General features: G+C 26.6%; 20 protein-coding genes. 1 reads left to right on the top strand and 19 read right to left on the bottom strand.

All coding sequences use genetic code 4. The features are described 5' to 3' along the window. Positions 1–38 precede the first annotated feature (38 nt). Entirely contained in the window at positions 39–782 is a 744-nt protein-coding gene (locus SCHIN_RS04335; protein ID WP_166508414.1) for a hypothetical protein, read from the bottom strand. Positions 783–909: 127 nt separating this feature from the next. Between SCHIN_RS04335 and ispH the strand changes: the two genes are divergently transcribed. Beyond that, on the top strand, positions 910–1,788 hold the full coding sequence (ispH, locus tag SCHIN_RS04340; protein ID WP_243745718.1) for a 4-hydroxy-3-methylbut-2-enyl diphosphate reductase: 879 nt from the start codon (positions 910–912) through the stop codon (positions 1,786–1,788). A 31-nt stretch (positions 1,789–1,819) separates the two neighbouring features. On the opposite strand, the gene SCHIN_RS04345 is transcribed toward ispH, so the two are convergent. From SCHIN_RS04345 to SCHIN_RS04430, 18 genes are all read right to left on the bottom strand, one after another. Continuing rightward, positions 1,820–2,614 (bottom strand): Nif3-like dinuclear metal center hexameric protein, encoded by a 795-nt coding sequence (locus tag SCHIN_RS04345; protein WP_166508416.1) that lies wholly within the window; start codon positions 2,612–2,614, stop codon positions 1,820–1,822. Then, positions 2,614–3,303, bottom strand: coding sequence for a tRNA (adenine(22)-N(1))-methyltransferase (locus SCHIN_RS04350; RefSeq protein WP_166508417.1), 690 nt, complete (start codon positions 3,301–3,303; stop codon positions 2,614–2,616). Before SCHIN_RS04350 ends, SCHIN_RS04345 begins: the two co-directional genes overlap by 1 nt. 2 nt (positions 3,304–3,305) lie before the next feature. Then, positions 3,306–4,736 (bottom strand): sigma-70 family RNA polymerase sigma factor, encoded by a 1,431-nt coding sequence (locus SCHIN_RS04355; RefSeq protein WP_425057169.1) that lies wholly within the window; start codon positions 4,734–4,736, stop codon positions 3,306–3,308. Next, positions 4,724–6,721: a DNA primase gene (gene dnaG / locus SCHIN_RS04360; RefSeq protein ID WP_166508419.1), complete on the bottom strand. Its 1,998-nt coding sequence runs from the start codon at positions 6,719–6,721 to the stop codon at positions 4,724–4,726. The genes SCHIN_RS04355 and dnaG overlap by 13 nt, the downstream gene beginning before the upstream one ends. Before the next feature lie 16 nt (positions 6,722–6,737). Further along, the gene (locus SCHIN_RS04365) at positions 6,738–8,105 is read right to left on the bottom strand and encodes a glycine--tRNA ligase (RefSeq protein WP_166508420.1); all 1,368 of its coding nucleotides are present in this window, start codon (positions 8,103–8,105) and stop codon (positions 6,738–6,740) included. A 110-nt stretch (positions 8,106–8,215) separates the two neighbouring features. After that, on the bottom strand, positions 8,216–8,998 hold the full coding sequence (gene recO, locus SCHIN_RS04370; protein ID WP_166508421.1) for a DNA repair protein RecO: 783 nt from the start codon (positions 8,996–8,998) through the stop codon (positions 8,216–8,218). Between the two features lie 9 nt (positions 8,999–9,007). After that, positions 9,008–9,910: a GTPase Era gene (era, locus tag SCHIN_RS04375; protein ID WP_243745719.1), complete on the bottom strand. Its 903-nt coding sequence runs from the start codon at positions 9,908–9,910 to the stop codon at positions 9,008–9,010. Positions 9,911–9,926: 16 nt separating this feature from the next. After that, positions 9,927–11,102, bottom strand: coding sequence for a hypothetical protein (locus tag SCHIN_RS04380; RefSeq protein ID WP_166508423.1), 1,176 nt, complete (start codon positions 11,100–11,102; stop codon positions 9,927–9,929). Between the two features lie 16 nt (positions 11,103–11,118). Further along, complete coding sequence (locus tag SCHIN_RS04385; protein ID WP_166508424.1) at positions 11,119–11,793, bottom strand: hypothetical protein; 675 nt, start codon at positions 11,791–11,793, stop codon at positions 11,119–11,121. 102 nt (positions 11,794–11,895) lie between these two features. Continuing rightward, positions 11,896–12,606, bottom strand: coding sequence for a hypothetical protein (locus SCHIN_RS04390; protein WP_166508425.1), 711 nt, complete (start codon positions 12,604–12,606; stop codon positions 11,896–11,898). Positions 12,607–12,632: 26 nt separating this feature from the next. After that, positions 12,633–13,361 (bottom strand): hypothetical protein, encoded by a 729-nt coding sequence (locus SCHIN_RS04395; RefSeq protein WP_166508426.1) that lies wholly within the window; start codon positions 13,359–13,361, stop codon positions 12,633–12,635. 3 nt (positions 13,362–13,364) lie between these two features. Then, entirely contained in the window at positions 13,365–13,766 is a 402-nt protein-coding gene (gene cdd, locus SCHIN_RS04400; protein WP_166508427.1) for a cytidine deaminase, read from the bottom strand. Positions 13,767–13,788: 22 nt separating this feature from the next. Beyond that, a complete protein-coding gene (locus tag SCHIN_RS04405) occupies positions 13,789–14,193 on the bottom strand; it encodes a diacylglycerol kinase family protein (protein ID WP_166508428.1) in 405 nt (134 codons plus the stop codon). A 20-nt stretch (positions 14,194–14,213) separates the two neighbouring features. After that, a complete protein-coding gene (ybeY, locus tag SCHIN_RS04410; protein WP_166508429.1) occupies positions 14,214–14,684 on the bottom strand; it encodes an rRNA maturation RNase YbeY in 471 nt (156 codons plus the stop codon). A 31-nt stretch (positions 14,685–14,715) separates the two neighbouring features. Beyond that, a complete protein-coding gene (locus SCHIN_RS04415; protein WP_166508430.1) occupies positions 14,716–15,093 on the bottom strand; it encodes a hypothetical protein in 378 nt (125 codons plus the stop codon). After that, on the bottom strand, positions 15,080–17,119 hold the full coding sequence (locus SCHIN_RS04420) for a cysteine peptidase family C39 domain-containing protein (RefSeq protein WP_166508431.1): 2,040 nt from the start codon (positions 17,117–17,119) through the stop codon (positions 15,080–15,082). The genes SCHIN_RS04415 and SCHIN_RS04420 overlap by 14 nt, the downstream gene beginning before the upstream one ends. 86 nt (positions 17,120–17,205) lie before the next feature. Further along, entirely contained in the window at positions 17,206–18,063 is an 858-nt protein-coding gene (locus tag SCHIN_RS04425) for a hypothetical protein (protein ID WP_166508432.1), read from the bottom strand. Between the two features lie 50 nt (positions 18,064–18,113). Beyond that, positions 18,114–18,605: an LSm family protein gene (locus SCHIN_RS04430; RefSeq protein ID WP_166508433.1), complete on the bottom strand. Its 492-nt coding sequence runs from the start codon at positions 18,603–18,605 to the stop codon at positions 18,114–18,116. Positions 18,606–18,773: the final 168 nt, after the last annotated feature.

The raw sequence follows: 18,773 nt of genomic DNA on the forward strand, positions 1-18,773 counted from the left end.
TTCATATAAAAAACCCTACAAATAGGGTTTTAAATTGCTTATTCTTTTTTTGATTTTCTACTAGCTTTTGCTTGAGCTTTAGCTTCCATTCTATCAAGTTTTTCAGCTCTTTTTGTTTCTTTTCAAGCAGCATATTTTGCTTTTAAAATATCAATACCTTTTTGTATTTGTCTTCCAACTCAACATAAAGCCATTCAAATACTTCAACCAATAATAATTACTGCAAATACGCAACCAACTCCATAATAAAGAAAAGCACAAATTCCAGCAACTCTTTGCATAAAGTTATTTGTAAATGCTCCTGGAATTGCTCCAAAAGTGTGTTGAGGTAGTATTCCCCCACCCCCAGCATAACTTATAAGTCCAGGGATTAATAAAAATACTACAGCAATTCCACTAAAATGATAGAAAGTAGATCATTTCATGTATTTTTCTTTTGGAACATCAATATATTTATCACTTAATTTTTCTTGAATAAATCAATTTGCAAATGTAAAGTAAAGAACTGGGATTATTGGAATTATCGGGATAAAACCAACAATTGTTGCTGCAAAAATAAATCCTTGTGCAGCATTTGGTTCAGTCCTAGAATCACCCAATAATGCGTGAAGTCCATTAAATCAGTAATAAAATCCACTTCTATTATGAGGAACTACCATTGAAAGAGTTAACATTAAGAATTGAAATATCAACATACAACAAATGATAAATACCATTCAAAACATTTTATATTTTCTTTTATATGGTTTTAATTTTAATAAGAAAATACTAAATTTTTTCATAAGTTCCCCCTATTTCTACATAGAATTATTTTAAATTAATTTCTTCTTAATTACTTTATATTTAGAGAAAAAAATTAATATTGAACCTTTATTTTAGTCTATTTTAGTTAAAATAAGTAAAGACGAGGTGAAAGTTTTGAAAGTACATAAAGTAACCCCAAGAGGTTTTTGTTTGGGTGTTGTAAAGTCTATAAAAATGGCAAAAGATGCTTTAAGACTTTACCCAAACAAAGACATTTATATGATAGGTTTGTTAGTTCACAACAAAATTGTTGTAAGTGAACTTGAAGAATTGGGCATAAAAATGTTAGATGATTGAAAAATACCAAGAGAAGAGTTGATTAAAACTATACCCAAAGATAGCGTTGTAATTTTATCAGCTCATGGAACTAATAAAAAAGTTATAGAACTTGCAAATCAACTTGGTTTGATTTGCATTGATACTAAATGTGAATGAGTTTTAGAAACTGAGCAATTAATTGAAAAACACTTAAATTTAGGTTATAAAGTAATATTTATTGGAAAAGAAAATCACCCAGAAACTTTAGCATTAACAAGTTTGGATAAAGAAAATATCTATCTTGTCACAAATATAGAACAAGTAAATGAATTGAATATAAAATGTGACAAGATTTTTGCCACTAATCAAACTACTTTATCAATAATTGATACAGATTTAATATATAAAGCTATTAGTTTAAAATATCCTCAAGTTTTAATTAAAAACGATATTTGTGAAGCAACTTATGTTAGACAAAATGCTGTCTTACAATTAAATGAAAAAGAAATTCAATTACTTTATGTAGTTGGTGACAAAAGAAGTAACAATACTATGAAACTGGTAGAATTGGGTATTCAAAAAAATATTCGTACCATAAGAATTGATACAAAAAACGATATAAATTTAGAAGACTTGAAAAATGTTGAAACAGTTGCAATAACAGCTGGTGCTTCAACAAGTAGTGTTGTACAAAATCAAGTTATAAAATTTTTAGAAGAATTGTAAAAAAAATCAGCTTAATTAAAAGCTGATTTTTTTAAACGTATTGAAATAAGTTTTTAATATCAAAGTCACAAACTACTAAATCATCTCCAAATGTTTTAAATAATTTAACTTTAATATCATCAATAAAATGGTTTTCCATGTAGTGACCTAAAGTAAACATATCGATTTTATTTTGATCTGCATAAAGTCATTCATGTCATTTAGCTTCTCCTGTTACAAACATAACATCTTTTAATTGTAAGAATTTCATTGTATCTGCACCACTTCCTGGTGTTAAATAAATTCTATCAACCATTTTTTCCATGTCTGTATTTTTAGTTAATAAACTATTTTGTTTTCCAAAAATAAATTTCAACTTATCAACTATTTCTTTAATAGAAATATCTCTTAGGAATTTAATTTTGTAACCTTCGTTGAATTCTCCAACGCTATCTGTACTCTTGATATTAAATTGAGTTTCTAATAAGTCTATTAAGTTATTGTTTGGACTATTGTCATAGTTTGTGTGAATTGAAAAGACTTGAATTTCATTCTCTAATAATAAGTCATAAATTTCTTTTTTTGCTAAGTCTTTTAATTCTTCTTCAACTTCTCCAAAAAGAAATGGATGTCTTGAAATAATAAAGTTTGAATTAATTTCAATTGCTTTTTCCACAACCTCTTTTGTTAAATCTAAACAGATAACAACTTTTTCAATCTCATCTTGACTTTCAAGGTTGTACACTTCTTCTATTTGTAATCCTACTTTATCTCAATCGGCAGCAGCCGATTGAGGAAAAAGATCATTCAAATAGTTTATTAAGCTATTAGCTTTAATCTTTGCCATTAATTACTGTTCTCCTTCTTAAGCATTTTAGTTATAATATTTTTTCGCTTTAAAAATTCTTTATATTTTTTTTCATTTTTAGGAATTTGATTTAACAATGTAGTTAATTTTTGTTCCTCTTCCATTCACTTTGTTAAAAAGTATTGGTTATGTTTTGTTTTATAAAGAATAGGTCCAAAAATTAAATCTTCTTTAGTTTTAATTTTTTGACCTGCAAATTTATTTATTTTAATAATTTCATAAATTATGTCATTATCTAAAATAATTTCTTCGCGTTCAATAAAATATTTTTTACTTTTTGCTCATTTTCTAATAGGTTCAACATCTGTGTTAGAAGATATAACATAACAATCAATGTTTTTGCAGTCATCTTCCAATATTTTTAGAATGGTACCTGAACCCATTCCCGCCATAATACAAGAAGAGATTTTTAAATCTTTTTCTCGTATTCATTCTATTCCATCTGCCAATAAAAGTTCGATTTTGTCAGCAACTCCAAAGCTCATAATATTGTTCTTTGCAACAGCTAATGGTTTTTCATTTATATCTGTTGCAAAGATTTTAGAAGCTCTTTTGTCTTTTGCTAAATAGATAGAAAGATATGCGTGGTCTGTCCCAATATCTGCCACTACTTCTCTATCTGAAATCATATTTGCTATTGCAAATAATCTGGGTGTTAAGAAACTCATGTTTAGCCTTTAAAGAAGTCCCTTAAAACTTTTGCTTTTGGATTTGAAGCAGAAGGTTTGAATTTTCTAATTGTTTTTGCTTCAATTTGACGGATTCTTTCTCTAGTAACTTTTAATTCTTTACCAACTTCTTCTAAAGTTTTTGGTGAATCATATTTTGATAAATGTAATTGAATTAGTTTGTGTTTGTATCTTTGCACTTTTTCAATTGAAGTGTCGTAATGAACATCTAAAACGCTGATAGCTTCTTTTAAGTCTTCATAAGTTTCATCTTCACACTCTTGTGCAAGTCTAACTAAAGTTCTTAGTTTTGTTGGTAAAATACCAAATCTCATTCTAATAACTTTTTCTTCTCTTGGTTGTAAGATTTCTGCAAATACATCATCAATAACTTCTCTTAAAGCTTCTTTTTCAGCATATTCATCTGGTGAAGAGATATCTTTATCTTCAACAAAGTCTCCAAAGTGAGTATCATCTTCATCTCCAAATGGTTTTTCTAAACTAACTGGTTCAATTGAAAGTTTTTTAATTTCAACAACTTTTTGAGGAGTAATTCCTTTTCCAAATTTCTTTGCAATTTCTTTTGAAGTAGGTTCTCTTCCTAACTCTTGAGTTAATTGTCTTTCAATTCTTGTTAATTTATTAATTGTTTCAACCATGTGAACTGGAATTCTAATTGTTCTTGCTTGGTCAGCAATAGCTCTTGTAATTGCCTGACGAATTCATCATGTTGCATAAGTTGAAAATTTAAATCCTTTTTTGTAATCAAATTTGTCAACGGCTTTCATTAAACCAATATTTCCTTCTTCGATTAAATCTGCAAAGTCTAATCCACGGTTTAAGTGTTTACGAGCAACTGAAATAACAAGTTTTAGGTTTGAAGTAATTAATTTATCTCTACCTTCTTTTGCAATTTCTGGATCTTCATCTTCTAACATTTTTGCATATTCAACTTCTTCATCTTTTGTAAGAATTTTTGAAGAACCGATTTGGTTAAAGTAAGATTTAATGATATCTTGAATTTTAGTATCATTACTAATTCCACCAACTCTGTATTTTACAGGTCCTGAGTTTTGGTTTGCTTTTTTAAGATCTTTTTGTTGTCTTTTTCTTTCTGCAAAACCTTCTGCAAGTTCTGATGCAGTTTCTTCGTCTCCATCTTCGTCGTCATTATCTTCTATTGAAGATAAACTTTCTAAGTCCTCTTCATCTAAAAGTTCATCAGTGAATACTACATTCTTTTTGCTTAATTCTTCGTATAGTTCTTCAATTTCAGATTCTTCAACATCTTTAAATTTTTTGAATAATACGTCTTGTAATTCTTCTTGAGAAATTTCATTATCATTCTTTTCTAAGTAGTTAAAAAGATATGATTTAAATTCTTCCATTGTTTCAAATTTTTTTAAATTAAGTGCCATTTTTATTCTCTCCATTTACTTTCTATTTGCTTTATTTTTTCTAACAACCATTCAATTCTTTCTAAATAAGTTTTTTGTAATTCATAATCATTTGTAGAATCTATTTTTTCTTTATATTCAATTACTTCCATAGCTATTTTATAAACTTCTATTTTATCAAATGCATCTTCAATTGCTTTCTTAGTTTTAATTCCAGTTTCTTCTAAGAATAAGATGTTTTTCATATAATAAATAACTTCTTCAAGTTTTTTATTAAAATTTGAAAGTTCATTTGCTATTTGTTGGAAATCATCACCGTTATAGTTGTTACTCTTATATTTTTCAATAATAAATTTTGCTATAAGTTTTAGATTTGTATTTTCAAATCTAACTGAATTTTTCTCAATCAGTTCTAAGTTTTCATTACTTTTAAGTAAATCTAAAATTATTCCTGCTTCTGAAAAATTCTTTTTAGCTTTTGCTCTTGCAAATAATATATCTAAGTTATTTTTAGATATTGATTTATTATTATTGGATGGGCTTACAGCTTGATGGTTTTCTTTGACTACTTGGTCAAAGTCATTTAGTGATTCCATAAAGAAACCACCTTGTTCCTCATCAGGTCCAGCCATTCAATGATCTTCAATCATTTCATTATTAACAAACCCTTGTTCGTCATAAACATTAGATATTTCTCTTTCTATAATAGGTGTTGGTTCACTTATTACAGGATTATTTTTTAACTTTGTAAAATAATTTAAAATTGTTTCTTCATTAATTCCAGTTAAGTTAGAAAGTTTTGAAATAGAACTTTCTCTTACAATTAAATTGGTTTCGTGAGAAATAATTTCAACCATATTATTTACAAAATCACTAAGTTGATTTGAGTCTTTAATATTGTATTGCCCTTGATAATACTCAAAAGCAAAATCAATTGGATGTAAAGACTCTTTTATCATTTGATTAATTAAATTAGTTTCACCAGCAATGACCAATTCATCAGGATCTTTGCCGGTCTTATTTGAGATAACAGTTACATTTATTTTTCTGTCCATTAAAAACATTGCCGTTTTTAATGAGGCTTTAACTCCAGCTTTATCACCGTCTAAAAATAATTTAAAATTCTTTGTAACTTTTGAAAACAGTTTTACATGAAAATCAGTAAAACTAGTTCCCATAATAGCTACAGAGTTGAAAATACCAACTCTTTCTAAACTAATAACGTCCATAAAACCTTCTAAAATTAATATTTCATTTTTGACTCTAATCTCTTTTTTTGCATTTGAAAAGTTATAAGCCAATTGTGATTTTTTAAAAACAATATTTTCCATACTGTTTTTATATTTGGGTTCGTCACCCTCTTTAAAAGCTCTTCCAGAAAATCCAATAGTATTTCCTTCATCATCTAATATTGGAAATACTATTCTGTTTTCAAAAAAACATTTGTTACTAATTCCTTTTGAATAAATCAAACCAGAATTAACAATATCTTTTTTTTCAAAACCTTTTTTTATTAAATATTCATACAATTCAACTTCACTAGCTGCATACCCGATATTAAATTTAGATATTTCGCCTTTTTTTATGAATCTTTCATTTAAATAAGCTCTTGCAAGTTTTGCGTGATTTGAAATTATCAAACCATTAAAAAAATCTGCAGCAGCTTTATTAATTTCAAGAACTCTAGATTCAGCTGTCGTATGTTTTGGAGCTTCTCGCCCTTCATTAAGACCATCAATTTTTAAGTTGTAGTCTTTTGAAATAATGCTTAATGCTTTAAAAAAAGTTACATTATTAAATTCTTGCACGAAGGTAATTACATTACCCCCAGTTCCACAAACAAAACATTTAAAAATCTTTTTGTCTGGTGAAATATGCATTGAAGGATCTGAGTCATCGTGGAATGGACATATAGAAAGATAATTTCTACCTTTTTTTTGTACATCTATATACTTGCTAACCACATCAACTATATCTACTTTATTAATAAGGTTGTCAATTTGATGTTGATTGATTGCCATTCCACTTACCCCCCTGCTATTTTAATTTATTATTTAAGTAATCTTTTAAGTCTTCAATTTTAATTCTTTCTTGTTCCATTGTGTCTCTGTTTCTTACAGTTACACTTTGGTCAGTTTCAGTATCAAAATCGATTGTAATACAGAAAGGTGTTCCAATTGCATCTTGTCTTCTGTATCTTTTACCAATGTTTCCAGTTTCATCAAAAGTAGCATCAAATTCTTGTAATAAATCTTCAAATAAATTAAATGCTTGTTCTTTTTGTTGTTTTTGTAAAGGCATAATTGCAATTGAGTAAGGTGCAAGTGCGTATGGTAATTCCATAACAATTCTTTCACCGTTTTCTAATTGTTCTTCTTTATAACTTTGGCAAAGTATTGCCAAAATTAATCTTTCAACTCCAACACTTGGTTCAATTACATTAGCTAAGTATTTTTGATTTGTAGCTGGGTCAAGATAAGTTAAATCTTGTCCACTATGTTCTTGATGTTGTTTTAAATCAAAATCAGATCTATGAGCAATTCCTCATAATTCTCCAGTTCCAAATGGGAACTTAAATTCGATATCAACTGTTCTTTTTGCATAGTGAGCCAATTCTTCTTTATCATGTTCTCTTAAAATAAAGTTATCTTTTTTTAATTGAACTTTTTCAAGTAAAAATTGTTGTACTTTTTCAAGTCAGTATTCAAATCAGTCTGTTGTATCATCAGGTGAAAAGAAGAATTCTAATTCCATTTGTTCAAATTCTCTTGTTCTAAAAATAAAGTTACCTGGGGTAATTTCATTTCTAAATGATTTACCAATTTGTCCAATACCAAATGGTAGTTTTTTACGCAATGCTCTTTGACTATTTTTGTATTGAGTAAAAATACCTTGTGCAGTTTCTGGTCTTAAGTAAACTGTTGAGCCTTCATCTTCAACTACTCCTTGATTTGTTTTAAACATCAAGGCAAATTGACGAATGTTTGTAAAATTACAAGCACCACATTTTGGACACTTGATATCTTTTTCTTTGATAAAGTTTTCTAATTCTTCATTTTTTCATCCACCAACATTCATGTCTGTGAATTTTTCTTCAATTAATTTATCTGCTCTTCATCTTGATTTACATTCTTTGCAATCAATTAAAGGATCATTAAAGTTACCTAAATGACCACTTGCTTTTCAAACATTTGAATTCAAAATAATTGAAGTATCTAGACCAATATTGTATGGATTTCTTTTTACAAAGAAATCTCATCACATTTTTTTTAACTTAGATTTTAATTCAGCACCTAATGGTCCATAATCTCATGAATTTGCCAATCCTCCATAAATTTCTGAACCTTGAAACACAAATCCTTGTGATTTAAGGTGAGCTATAAGTTTTTCCATCTCTAGTTTCATTTTTGTTATCTCCTAAAACAAAAGGAATTTAGCGCGTCTTTGGACGATACTAAATTCCATACTTATGAATTTTCTACCTTATTAGTGTATTTGTCAATACACTATGAGTGTTATTTATATTCCTCTTGGTTTTTATCGCTTAAATACATAGAAGCACTCTTTCTCAATATCTTACTTGCACTAATATAAACACCTAACTCGTTTTCTAAATAGTCAGATAAGAAGTTATGCAAAACTACAAGATCTTTACTATCATAGTGTTTTTCAACTAAATAGTGAAATGTGTGTCTATCAAAGTTGTAAAAAATGTCTACAAAAGATTCTGGTTGAATAACCTCTCCTGGTCATAGACATTTTTTACAAACAAGAGCTTTTTCTCGATATTCAAACCTCATCATTTTATTTGTATTTTTTCGACATCTATAACAGTAATTTAAACGCATCTTATATTGACTGTTTTGAATAAAAAACATTAAAAACATTAAATAGTTAACAAATACATTTGAATCATTGGCTATATTGTCTAAAACCACTTTTAAAGCATTATAAACTTTAGAATTTTTAATCCCATATTCAGTTAACTGTTCTGTAACATTTACAATTACAGTGCAATAAATATAATTGCTATAACGTTTTGAAATGTTGAAATGATCATCTTTTAAGTAACCCGTTTTCAGCTTACTTACTTTGTCTTCTTTTCTTGCTTTAAATATTTCAAATTCACTTAATGAGAAAGTTTGTAAAGAATATCTATTCTTTGAACTTTCCTTATTTACTCCAGGCGCAAAAAAAGATAGCAAACCAAATTGCTTTGAATATACTTTTATTACTTTTGCATAATCTTCATAGTCAAAACCATTAATAACTATACCTTCGATTTTCGTAATACCCAAAACACTCACCTAGTAACTATCTTTATCGTAACCTAATTGTTTAATTGTTGAAGCTGATTGTCTTCATTTATCTTTTGTTTTAACAAATAATTCTAAATAGAATTGTTTGTTAAATAAGCTTTCAAGTTTTTTTCTAGCTTCTATTCCTATTGATTTAATTTTACTTCCTTTATTTCCAATAATAATTCCTTTTTGACTTTTTCTTTCACAAATAATTGAAGCCATTACTTTAATTAAAGTACTTTTTTCTTCTAATTTGTCGATTAAAATAGCTACACTATGAGGAACTTCTTGTTCAGTTTGTAAAAGAATTTCTTCACGAATTATTTCTCTTATTACAAATCTTTCTGGTTGGTCTGTAAATTGTTCATCAGGATAAAATTTAATACCAGTTTCTGGTAACTCTTCTTTTATTTTTTCCATTAAAAGATCTAAGTTATTTCCTTTTGTAGAAGAAATTGCAATTATTTCTTTAAAGTCAAAACCTTGTTGACTTCATTGTAAAACCTTTTCATCTAATCTTTCTTTTTTTACTAAATCACTTTTAGTGACAACTAAAAAGACAGGTAAACCTCTCTCTTTTAGCGAGTTTAAAATGAACTTGTCATTTTCACCAATAAACTCATCACAAGGAGCTAAAAATAAGATTACATCCACTCCTTTTGTAGATTGTAGTGCAACTTTATTCATGTGTCTATCTAATTCATTTTTTGCTTTGTGAACTCCTGGTGTGTCTACAAAAACATATTGACAATCTGGTTTTGTAAGAATTCCAGTAATTTTATTTCTAGTAGTTTGTGCTTTGTCTGTAACAATTGCAATTTTTCTTTGTAATATTGTATTTAATAAAGTTGATTTACCAACATTTGGTCTACCAACAATACCTATAAATCCTGATTTTATATTTTCCAAAATGATTTTCTCCTCTTTAAATTGTTGTAGCAGCTTCTGCTTGCTGTTCATTTTTTTGGTCTAAATATTGTTCAAATTCATCTTCAGTTTCAAACATATTTAAAACAATAGCTTTAATTTCTTCTCTATCTTTTAAAGTTCAAGTGTATCTTATTGCTGCTTTAAAACTTAATCATCAAGGCAAAATTAAAGCTAAATATGCATACATATACGCGTTTTTTGGACTTACTCATGCATAATCTTGTACTAAAACAAATCCATAAATCATTAAGACCAATAAAAATGTTTGACTTGTTCAATAGAAAATTAAACTTATTTTATTGTAAGGCATTGCATATGCTCCTAAAAAAACAAAGTAACCAAATGCCAAAATTAAATATTTCATTGTAGTATATTGAGTATTAAAGAACACATCTGTTAATTGAAAAACTGATGCTGTGATAATTGCAAATCACCCTGCAATTATTAACATTTTTCTTGCTCAGATTTCTCCTGGTGTTACTCAAGTTTTGAAAACAAAAGCATTTTCTTTGTCTTCTGTTTTTCTGTATCTATCAACTCTAATTCATTCTCTGTTTCACATGTTTATATCTTTAAACATTCCAATTAATGGTTTAAAAGATCTTACAGCTACAATAATAGCAATTATTCATAACCATTGAGTTTTTAACATCTTTGCAACTTCAGATAAGTTTTTAAATTTTCTTAAAATACCTGCTCAATCAAGAATGAAAACAAAACTACCATAAAATAATGCTTCTGCTAAAAACAAAACATTAAAGATAACGGTAAATACTGTCGTTCCTTTTCCCATCGTCATATTTAACATAACAATCATAACTGTTGACATTAATATTATGTGGTAAAGTTGAATAACTACCAACATATTTAAAACATTTAGTTGATCTTTTATTAGTCAAGCTTCATCAAGATCTGCAACCATAGCACTTCCAGCACTATGACCTACAACTAAACGAGCATAAACATAAAATAATGCTCAAATACCTTGAATTGGAATTAGATATGTTGCGCTACATAGACATCTAATTCTTGCTAAAAAATCTCCTTCTGAAACCATGTTTACGTGTTTAGATTTCAAAAATCTTTTAGTATACATATTTCCAATAGGACCATTAATAATTTTGTCCGTTAACTTTGGGCCTCTAGTTCGACTTCTTCGCATTCTAGCCATATCTAATTCCTCCTCTCTAACCTATAAATATATTTACAAAAATAAAGAAAAACCCCACACCCATTACTGAGATAGAACCATAAAATATTATTTTATAGTCTTTTCAAACTTTTTCTTTTTTTGCTAAATTAATTTGTCTAACTTCGTCATTTACAACTGTTTTTATTTTTTTATATTCTAATCATTTATTTAAAGTAGTAAAACCTACTGCAAATAAAAATAAAACTCATATAGAAACTAAACCTGAATTTGCATCCATTGTGTTCATTTGAAATAATCAGTGAAATATATCAAAATAACTTCCACCCATAATTACAAGAATTGTTCCAATTCAAATTCATACATGTAATCAAGTTTTTTTCAAAATTACTGAGTGAATAAATTTCTTAGCATATAGTTCATTGAAATACCAAACCAATTCTCTAGAGTTATATTCCATAGCCCCTTTAAAAATAGTTCTTGCATAATCAACATCCCTATAAAGTCTTCTCTTGTCGACACCAGTAATTTTTGAAAGTTTAAGGTCATACTTTAACCTTTCAAACATTTTTTCTCCATCAACTCGAGTATGCAACCTTCTATTTAAAACTCTTCTTTGCAGGTTTGAAAAATATAGTGGTGAAAATACAATTAAAAATAATCCAAAAGCTGATAAAACATCGGTTACTATGGTTTTTTCACTAATTCACATATTTTTCACTCCTGACTAATCTTATTGATTATATAAAAATAAATGCCAAATTAACATATAAATGAAAGATTGAATAAAAAAATACCCACAAGTGGGTATAAATTAATTTGCATAGTACTCTGGATGATATAGAAGAAATTCTTCAGATAATGAAACGCATAAATCGCATAATTTTTTGTATGTTTCAAGTTTATTTCATTCATGAGGCATTGTTTTTGCACATTCCACAGATAATTTCATAAATAATTTCATAAACTCCTCGTTCACATCTTTACGATCTGAAATTACAGGTGAGTGATTTTTGAAAATTAATATTGCATTTGCCACATATGAACAAAACTTAAATGTAAGTTCTCCCAAAGCTTCTTCTCCCACTGCTTTTAAAGTAAATTGAAATAAAACTTCAATATTTTCTCTTAAATCAGTGACCTTAAATAATTGATTTTTTAAATATTCTAATTGATCAACAAAAGTGTAACTTTCTCTATTTTCAAATAATTCTAGATATTCTAAAGTTGGGTCTAAAGCAATATAGACGTCTTTAAACTTTGTCATATCCATAAAAGGTCCATCTTCACCAGCCAACATTTTATCTTTAGCTTCTGAAATGAGTGCGTGAGTTTTATCTCAAGCTTTTGCCATTCCTACAACTAAAGGGTCAATATCTTTTGATTTTTGATCATCTAAATAACTTTTATCTAATAATATTGGCAAAATTTCATCTTCTTGCATATCGCATCCTTCATTTCTTGTGAAAGAGAAGATAAATTTTGCACCAATTTCATTTCAAAAATTTAATTCATTGTATACCATAATGCTTTTCTCCTATTTAATAGATTTTATACAATAAACTGGTCTATGTCAAAAAACCCGTTTGTTTTTTCTATATAAACACCTAAATGTTCTTTAAAAAATTTATTGTTATTTCAATCTTCAATAGGTTCTTCTTTAAGTTGATTTAGTGAGTTTCTATCAACACAAAAGATTTCTTCACCATTTTCTTGAATCGAAAGATTTAATGGTGAGAATCCAATATATATTAATACACTTTGAATCAACAGCATAGAAAATACATTTGCATTTTCCCCTACTCAATTTTGTGTAAGAAATCATAATCTATATTGAAGTAAAAATTCCACAACAGATTCAACTGTTTTTCTTCCATATAAATTTTTTTTGATATATACAAGAGTTGAAACAAAATCTTTACTTTTTTCACTTTTAAGATCGAAAAGCTCAGTGTTTTCATTATTTGGAACCAAAATACCATAAACTTCTTTTAGTTCATTGAGTGGGAAATTACAAATTTCCCCAGTTTTTGCTTCTGCTTCTTTTAATTTAAAAGTTTTATTTTTTAACTCTATTCAAGCTCTTGCTATATTTACAACTTCAGGTTCAAAGATGTTGTAAATTTCATCATCTAAAAATTCATCATCAACAAAACAATCATAAATTTCTTCAAATGATAGATTAATTTTTTTAGAAAGTGCATAACTTTGTAAAAATTCACTTCCTACGATATTTCATATAAATTTGTTTTCGTATAGTTTTTTAGATTTAGAATTCATTTTTTATCCTAAATCAGTCTTTGTAAAACTTAAAGGTAGGAAATATTCTAAAGTATATTCCCCTGAAAACTCATTTATATTGAAAATTCAAATTTTTTGATCTGGATTTAACAGTTCAATAAGTGTCTGACGACATGTTCCACAAGGAGAGCCAACTCCTTCAGAATCTGTGTATAACGCTAAAAGCTCAACATCATCTTTGTTGTAACCTTGGGTTACCAATTGTGAAACCGCAGTTCTTTCACCACAAATTGTAGGGTTATATGCAGCGTTTTCTACATTAACACCCTCAATTTTTTTGCCATTTTTTAGATAAATAATACATGCCACTCTAAATTTTGAATAAGGAACATATGCGTTTGTTCTTAAAACTTTTAATTCCTCATAAACTTTATTTTTGTCCATAAAAAAACCTCCGTTTTTTAATTTATTGAACTAAGCTAATAATTGTGTTTATAAACTTTTCTAGATAAATTAAAAAACCAATACCTACTGCAATAACTGCATTCAAGATACTTGCTGCCGCACAAATATCTTTAATTTTTTTGGCCTGAATGTTATACTCGAAACTTAGTAAATCTACAAAGTTTTCTACTGAAGTATTTACGAATTCAAATCCAAGTAAAACCCCAATTGTAAGTAAAACAATTGACCATTCAACAGTTGAAAGTTTCAACCAAATACCTAAACCAACACACAAGAATATTGCAATTAGATACACCAATAAAGTAGATTCTTCTTTAAATGCTGTAATAATTCCCCTAGCTGCATTTCCAAACTTATTTTTAACTCTAGTTCCAACCCTAGACTTTTTTCCATTCTTGCCTGCCATACTCAAACCTCCTTATAAAATTATACTACTTTATACACTACATTAACTCTTTTTAAGATATTATTTGTTAAATCAAACATCTCTTTTTCTTCATTTTCTCCCAATTCATGGTCATATCCAAGGATATGTAAAAGACCGTGAACAAATAATCAACACATTTCTTCATAGATTTTGTGATTGTAAAGTTTTGCTTTATTCAAAGCTTCGTCATACGTAATAAAGATATCTCCAATTTCTTTAAAATCTAATTGTTCGTAAATTCCCATTGGATCGTCAATTGGAAATGAAATAACATCTCCAACATACTCTTTTCCTCTATATTCAGTATTTAACCTAATTGATTCTTCTGGTTTAATAAAAGTTACTGATAACATTAAACTTTTATCAATCTTTAATTCATTTTTAGTATGAGTTAAAAGTTCTTCAAAAACTTTTTCGTATTGTTCTAAATCTTTATTATCATCTTCATAAATAATTGTAATTTCATCCATAATTTTCACCTATTTTTATTTATTATAACAATTAATAAAGATTTGAAATCAAATACTTGAAAATAGTGACTTTTTTGCCAAACAATAGAATTTGATTATTGTTTGGTAAAATACTGTCGTATTTTATATTTTTTATTATTAACATACCCTCTTTGTATTCTAAATTTGAAGAAGATATAGTTTCATATCCAGAAACATATTCAATTTTTAAGTACTCTATTTCATTTATATTTATTTTATCTGGCATTATTACATAAGCTACTTTAACGGTTTTTTCTTCTTGTATTTCAACTTGAACAAATACACTACCATAATATATTTGAGTTTTTTCAAAAAATAAAAGTGATATTATGGTTATAAAAATTAAAATAACTGATATAAATAATAATTTATGATTAACATTTTTCATTTAATACCTCCAATTTGTCTTCAAAGAATTGCTGATAATGACTATTGTGATCTGACATTAAAATGATGCTGTTTTTCTTTAATTGAATAAATTGGTCAATTAAATAGTAAGCAGTTGCTCTGTCAACATTACTTAAAGGTTCATCAATTAAGTAAATATCTTTTTGAGTAAAGAATGCCGACATGAAGTTTATTATTTGTCTTTGTCCTTTGCTTAAATTTGTTCCATTATCTATAATTTCTTTTTCAACTTCTATATTGTTGCTTGCTAAAACTTCAAAAAATCTTAATTTTTTGAAGAGTTCTAAATCTATAGTATTTTTAAATTGTTGAATATTTGACCAAACAGTTCCATTAAATAAGTAATCGTATTGACCAATAAAAAGAACTTTTTCTCTATAATCTCTTTTATCAACTTTTTTAAAATCTATTTCATTAATTTTTATAGATCCTTCATATTCATTTACATATCCAGTCAACAATTGTAAAAGACTTGTTTTTCCACTTCCACTTTTTCCATATATAAAAGTGTTCTTTTTAAATTCAAAATTAATATCACTTACTACTCTATTTTCATTTTTATATTTATATAAATTTTTTATTTGTATTGATTTAATTTTTTCTACCTTCACAATTTCTTCTTTATTAAGTTTTTTCTCATCAAGTATAAATTCTAATTCATTCATAGACAATTTAATTTCTTGTCTATTTAAGATTAGAGAAAAAATAGTTTGAGAAAAAGAACTTATATACATGGAAATAGAAATATAAAATAACAGTTCATTAAAGTCAAATTTTTTTGCCAAAATAAAGTTTGCAGATAAATAAAAAATCAATAAATAAAATAATCTACTTAAAACTTTTACAATCACTTCATTAATACTTTGAATATTATTTATTTGATTTTCATTTTCAAAGTTATCATTAAATCCATTTGCAACTTTTACATTAAATACTTTTTCTAAATTCTTTGTACGTATTTCAAAGTTACCATCAAGTAACTCTCTAAATATTACAGAGAACTTAATACTGTCTGATAACTTTTTAACTTGTTTCTCTTTTATAAAGGTATAAGAAATATATGAAAAGAATATTGTTAATATATTTTCAAGTATTACCAATAACAAAATTACATTTGATATAAAAGTTAACATAACCAAAGACATAACAAATAATAAAAATTGAGATGGTACCAATAAAGTACTGTTAACAATAAATTGAGAAAGTGAACCAATATGCATTATTTTTTTACTTCACTCTTCTTTTTTTAGAGCACTGTATTTTTCGTATTCAATAGATATTAATTTTTCACTAAACATTTCAAACATTTTTTTAGCAATTGAAGAGCGAATATTAAATATAAGTTTTTCTATTATTGAACTTATAAATATTTGAACTATAAAGATTAATATGAAAGCTAAAAAAATGTATTGTAAATTTGATTTATCAACTATCATTAAGTTTTTGGAATATACCTTAATAAAAGTATTTGAAACTAAAATTATAATGTTACACAAAAAAGAAACTACAAAAAATATAGAAATTAAAACAACTTGATCTTGAAGAAAATATCATCACTTCATAAACGAATTAGTTTTAAATTGATATTTTTTAAATTTAACAGCTATTCCAAAGTAACCATTAAATTTTTTTATAAATTCATTTTTATCAATTCACTTCATGTCATTTTTACTTGGATCTGCAACTAAAAACGCTTTTTTTGTTTTTTTATAAATTACTACATAATGTTGTAAATTTTCATCATTCATAACACTTGCAATAAGCGGTGTATTGAATTCAAAATCTAAAAACTCTTGATGAGTTGCTTGATATGTTTTGAATTCGATATTATATTTTTCTAACAAAACTTCAATATTATAAAAACTAAGTTCACTATCAGCAATAGCATTTTCAAACTTAATTTCTTCTATTGTTAAGTTTTTATTATGTAAAGAATTAATTAACATAGCTGAAGTTGCAACTCCACAATCATTAATTCTTTTTTGTTTTAAAAATTTGTATTCCATAACTACCCCTAATTACTATCGTCATATTTTAGAGAAAAATGTACAAAAAAAGCAAAAAAAAAAAAAAAAACAAGAATAAATCTTGTTTATGAAATATAGTGGATCAAAATGTCGATGTAATTTTCTGAGTTTTTCTCTCTAATTTTTTCATCCATTTCTCTTGCCATTTTTTGAAGTCTAGCAAAATCTTGTTCATATTTTTCATATGTTTTTCATTTGCTATATTTTTCTATTACATAAGTATTTAAATCACCATAAGCTACTTTAGAAATAACTTTTCTAAAGGCTGTTATATGATTGATTTTTCCTAAATCCATGTATGTATCTAAAATAAAGTTTTCTATAATGTCTCCACTAATATTTGGGAATTTATTTTGAATAATAATTTTTAAAGCAATTATTAAAGTTCTAATATTATCCCTTGAACCTTTTGTTCCGATTTTTTTGAACTTTACATTGAATTCTGGTTCTGGAAGGATATCTGTTTCTTCATCTAAAGATAAACTTCCTTTTTTTGTTTTATACATTCTTCTTATGTTTTGTTCTCTATCAAGAACAAAAGGTACTACAGATATATTGAAGTGATCTTCAATATTAATATCTATAGAAGATTTTGTTTGATATGTTGAAACTGAATATTGAGCAAACTTTTCTTTCATCATACCTTCAAATCAGTTGAAGATAAATAGGTTATGCTCTTCATCATCCTTCTTTGAAACTTTTTTAAGTAGTATTCAAATATCGATGTTTGTAGTGTAATCACTATCTAAATTATGCGCAAAAGAACCTCTGACCAAATAAGGTTTTTTATCATGTCACTCTAAGAAAAACATTTTGTTTTCTTGAACAAAATCATCAAGAATTTTAATTGTTTTATCATAAAGTTTTTTTCTTTTGTTTTCGTTTCTATCAATAAGATTTTTTAATGTTTTCAAGTTTTCCATTGCCAATCAACTCTTTTCTTTATAATTAACAACACTTAAAAATTTTTTTACTAGAATTTTACAGCAAATCTAATAAATGAAATATCTTCAAATTTAAGATTTGCTTTTTTAGGTTTTCCTTTTAAGAAGAAGTTAAATAAGAAAGTATTAGTTTCTTTATTATAGTCATTTAATGTAGCATTAAATTCATTAACTCCTTCAAAGGCTATATTACTCTTAATGTAAAAATAACTTCCAATGTTGTTTTCCAATGTTTTTTGGTCTTTTACAGCTCTTTCAGCTCCTGCTGATGAAACTTCTAAAATGTAAGGTTCTACAATAGATTCATCTTCATCTAATAAGCTTGAAATAGCTTCATTTGCAGCTATTAAAGCATCAAACTCAATAAACTTTTTAGTTGCATCTTTGTTTTCTGCTAAAATTTGCAAAACGTTGGATTCATGTTCAAAGACTCAATTCAACTCATATAAACTAAGTTCGTTTTCCTCTAAAATTTCCTTAATTTTTGCCATATATTTGTTTTCTACAAGTTCTTTGATCATTTTTTACCCCATTAATTTTGTTCACATATGTGAAATTGCCGATAAATTTGCAATTGTGGTATTTGCCAATCAACTGCCTCTTTACAATATAAGTTTGTCATAAAAACATAAAAGTTGCAATTAAAAGAGTAATAAAGAAAAAAAATATCTTATTTTATAAATTAATTT

Source organism: Spiroplasma chinense (genome assembly GCF_008086545.1).
In the GTDB taxonomy this organism is placed as follows: Bacteria; Bacillota_I; Bacilli_A; order Mycoplasmatales; family Mycoplasmataceae; genus Spiroplasma_A; species Spiroplasma_A chinense.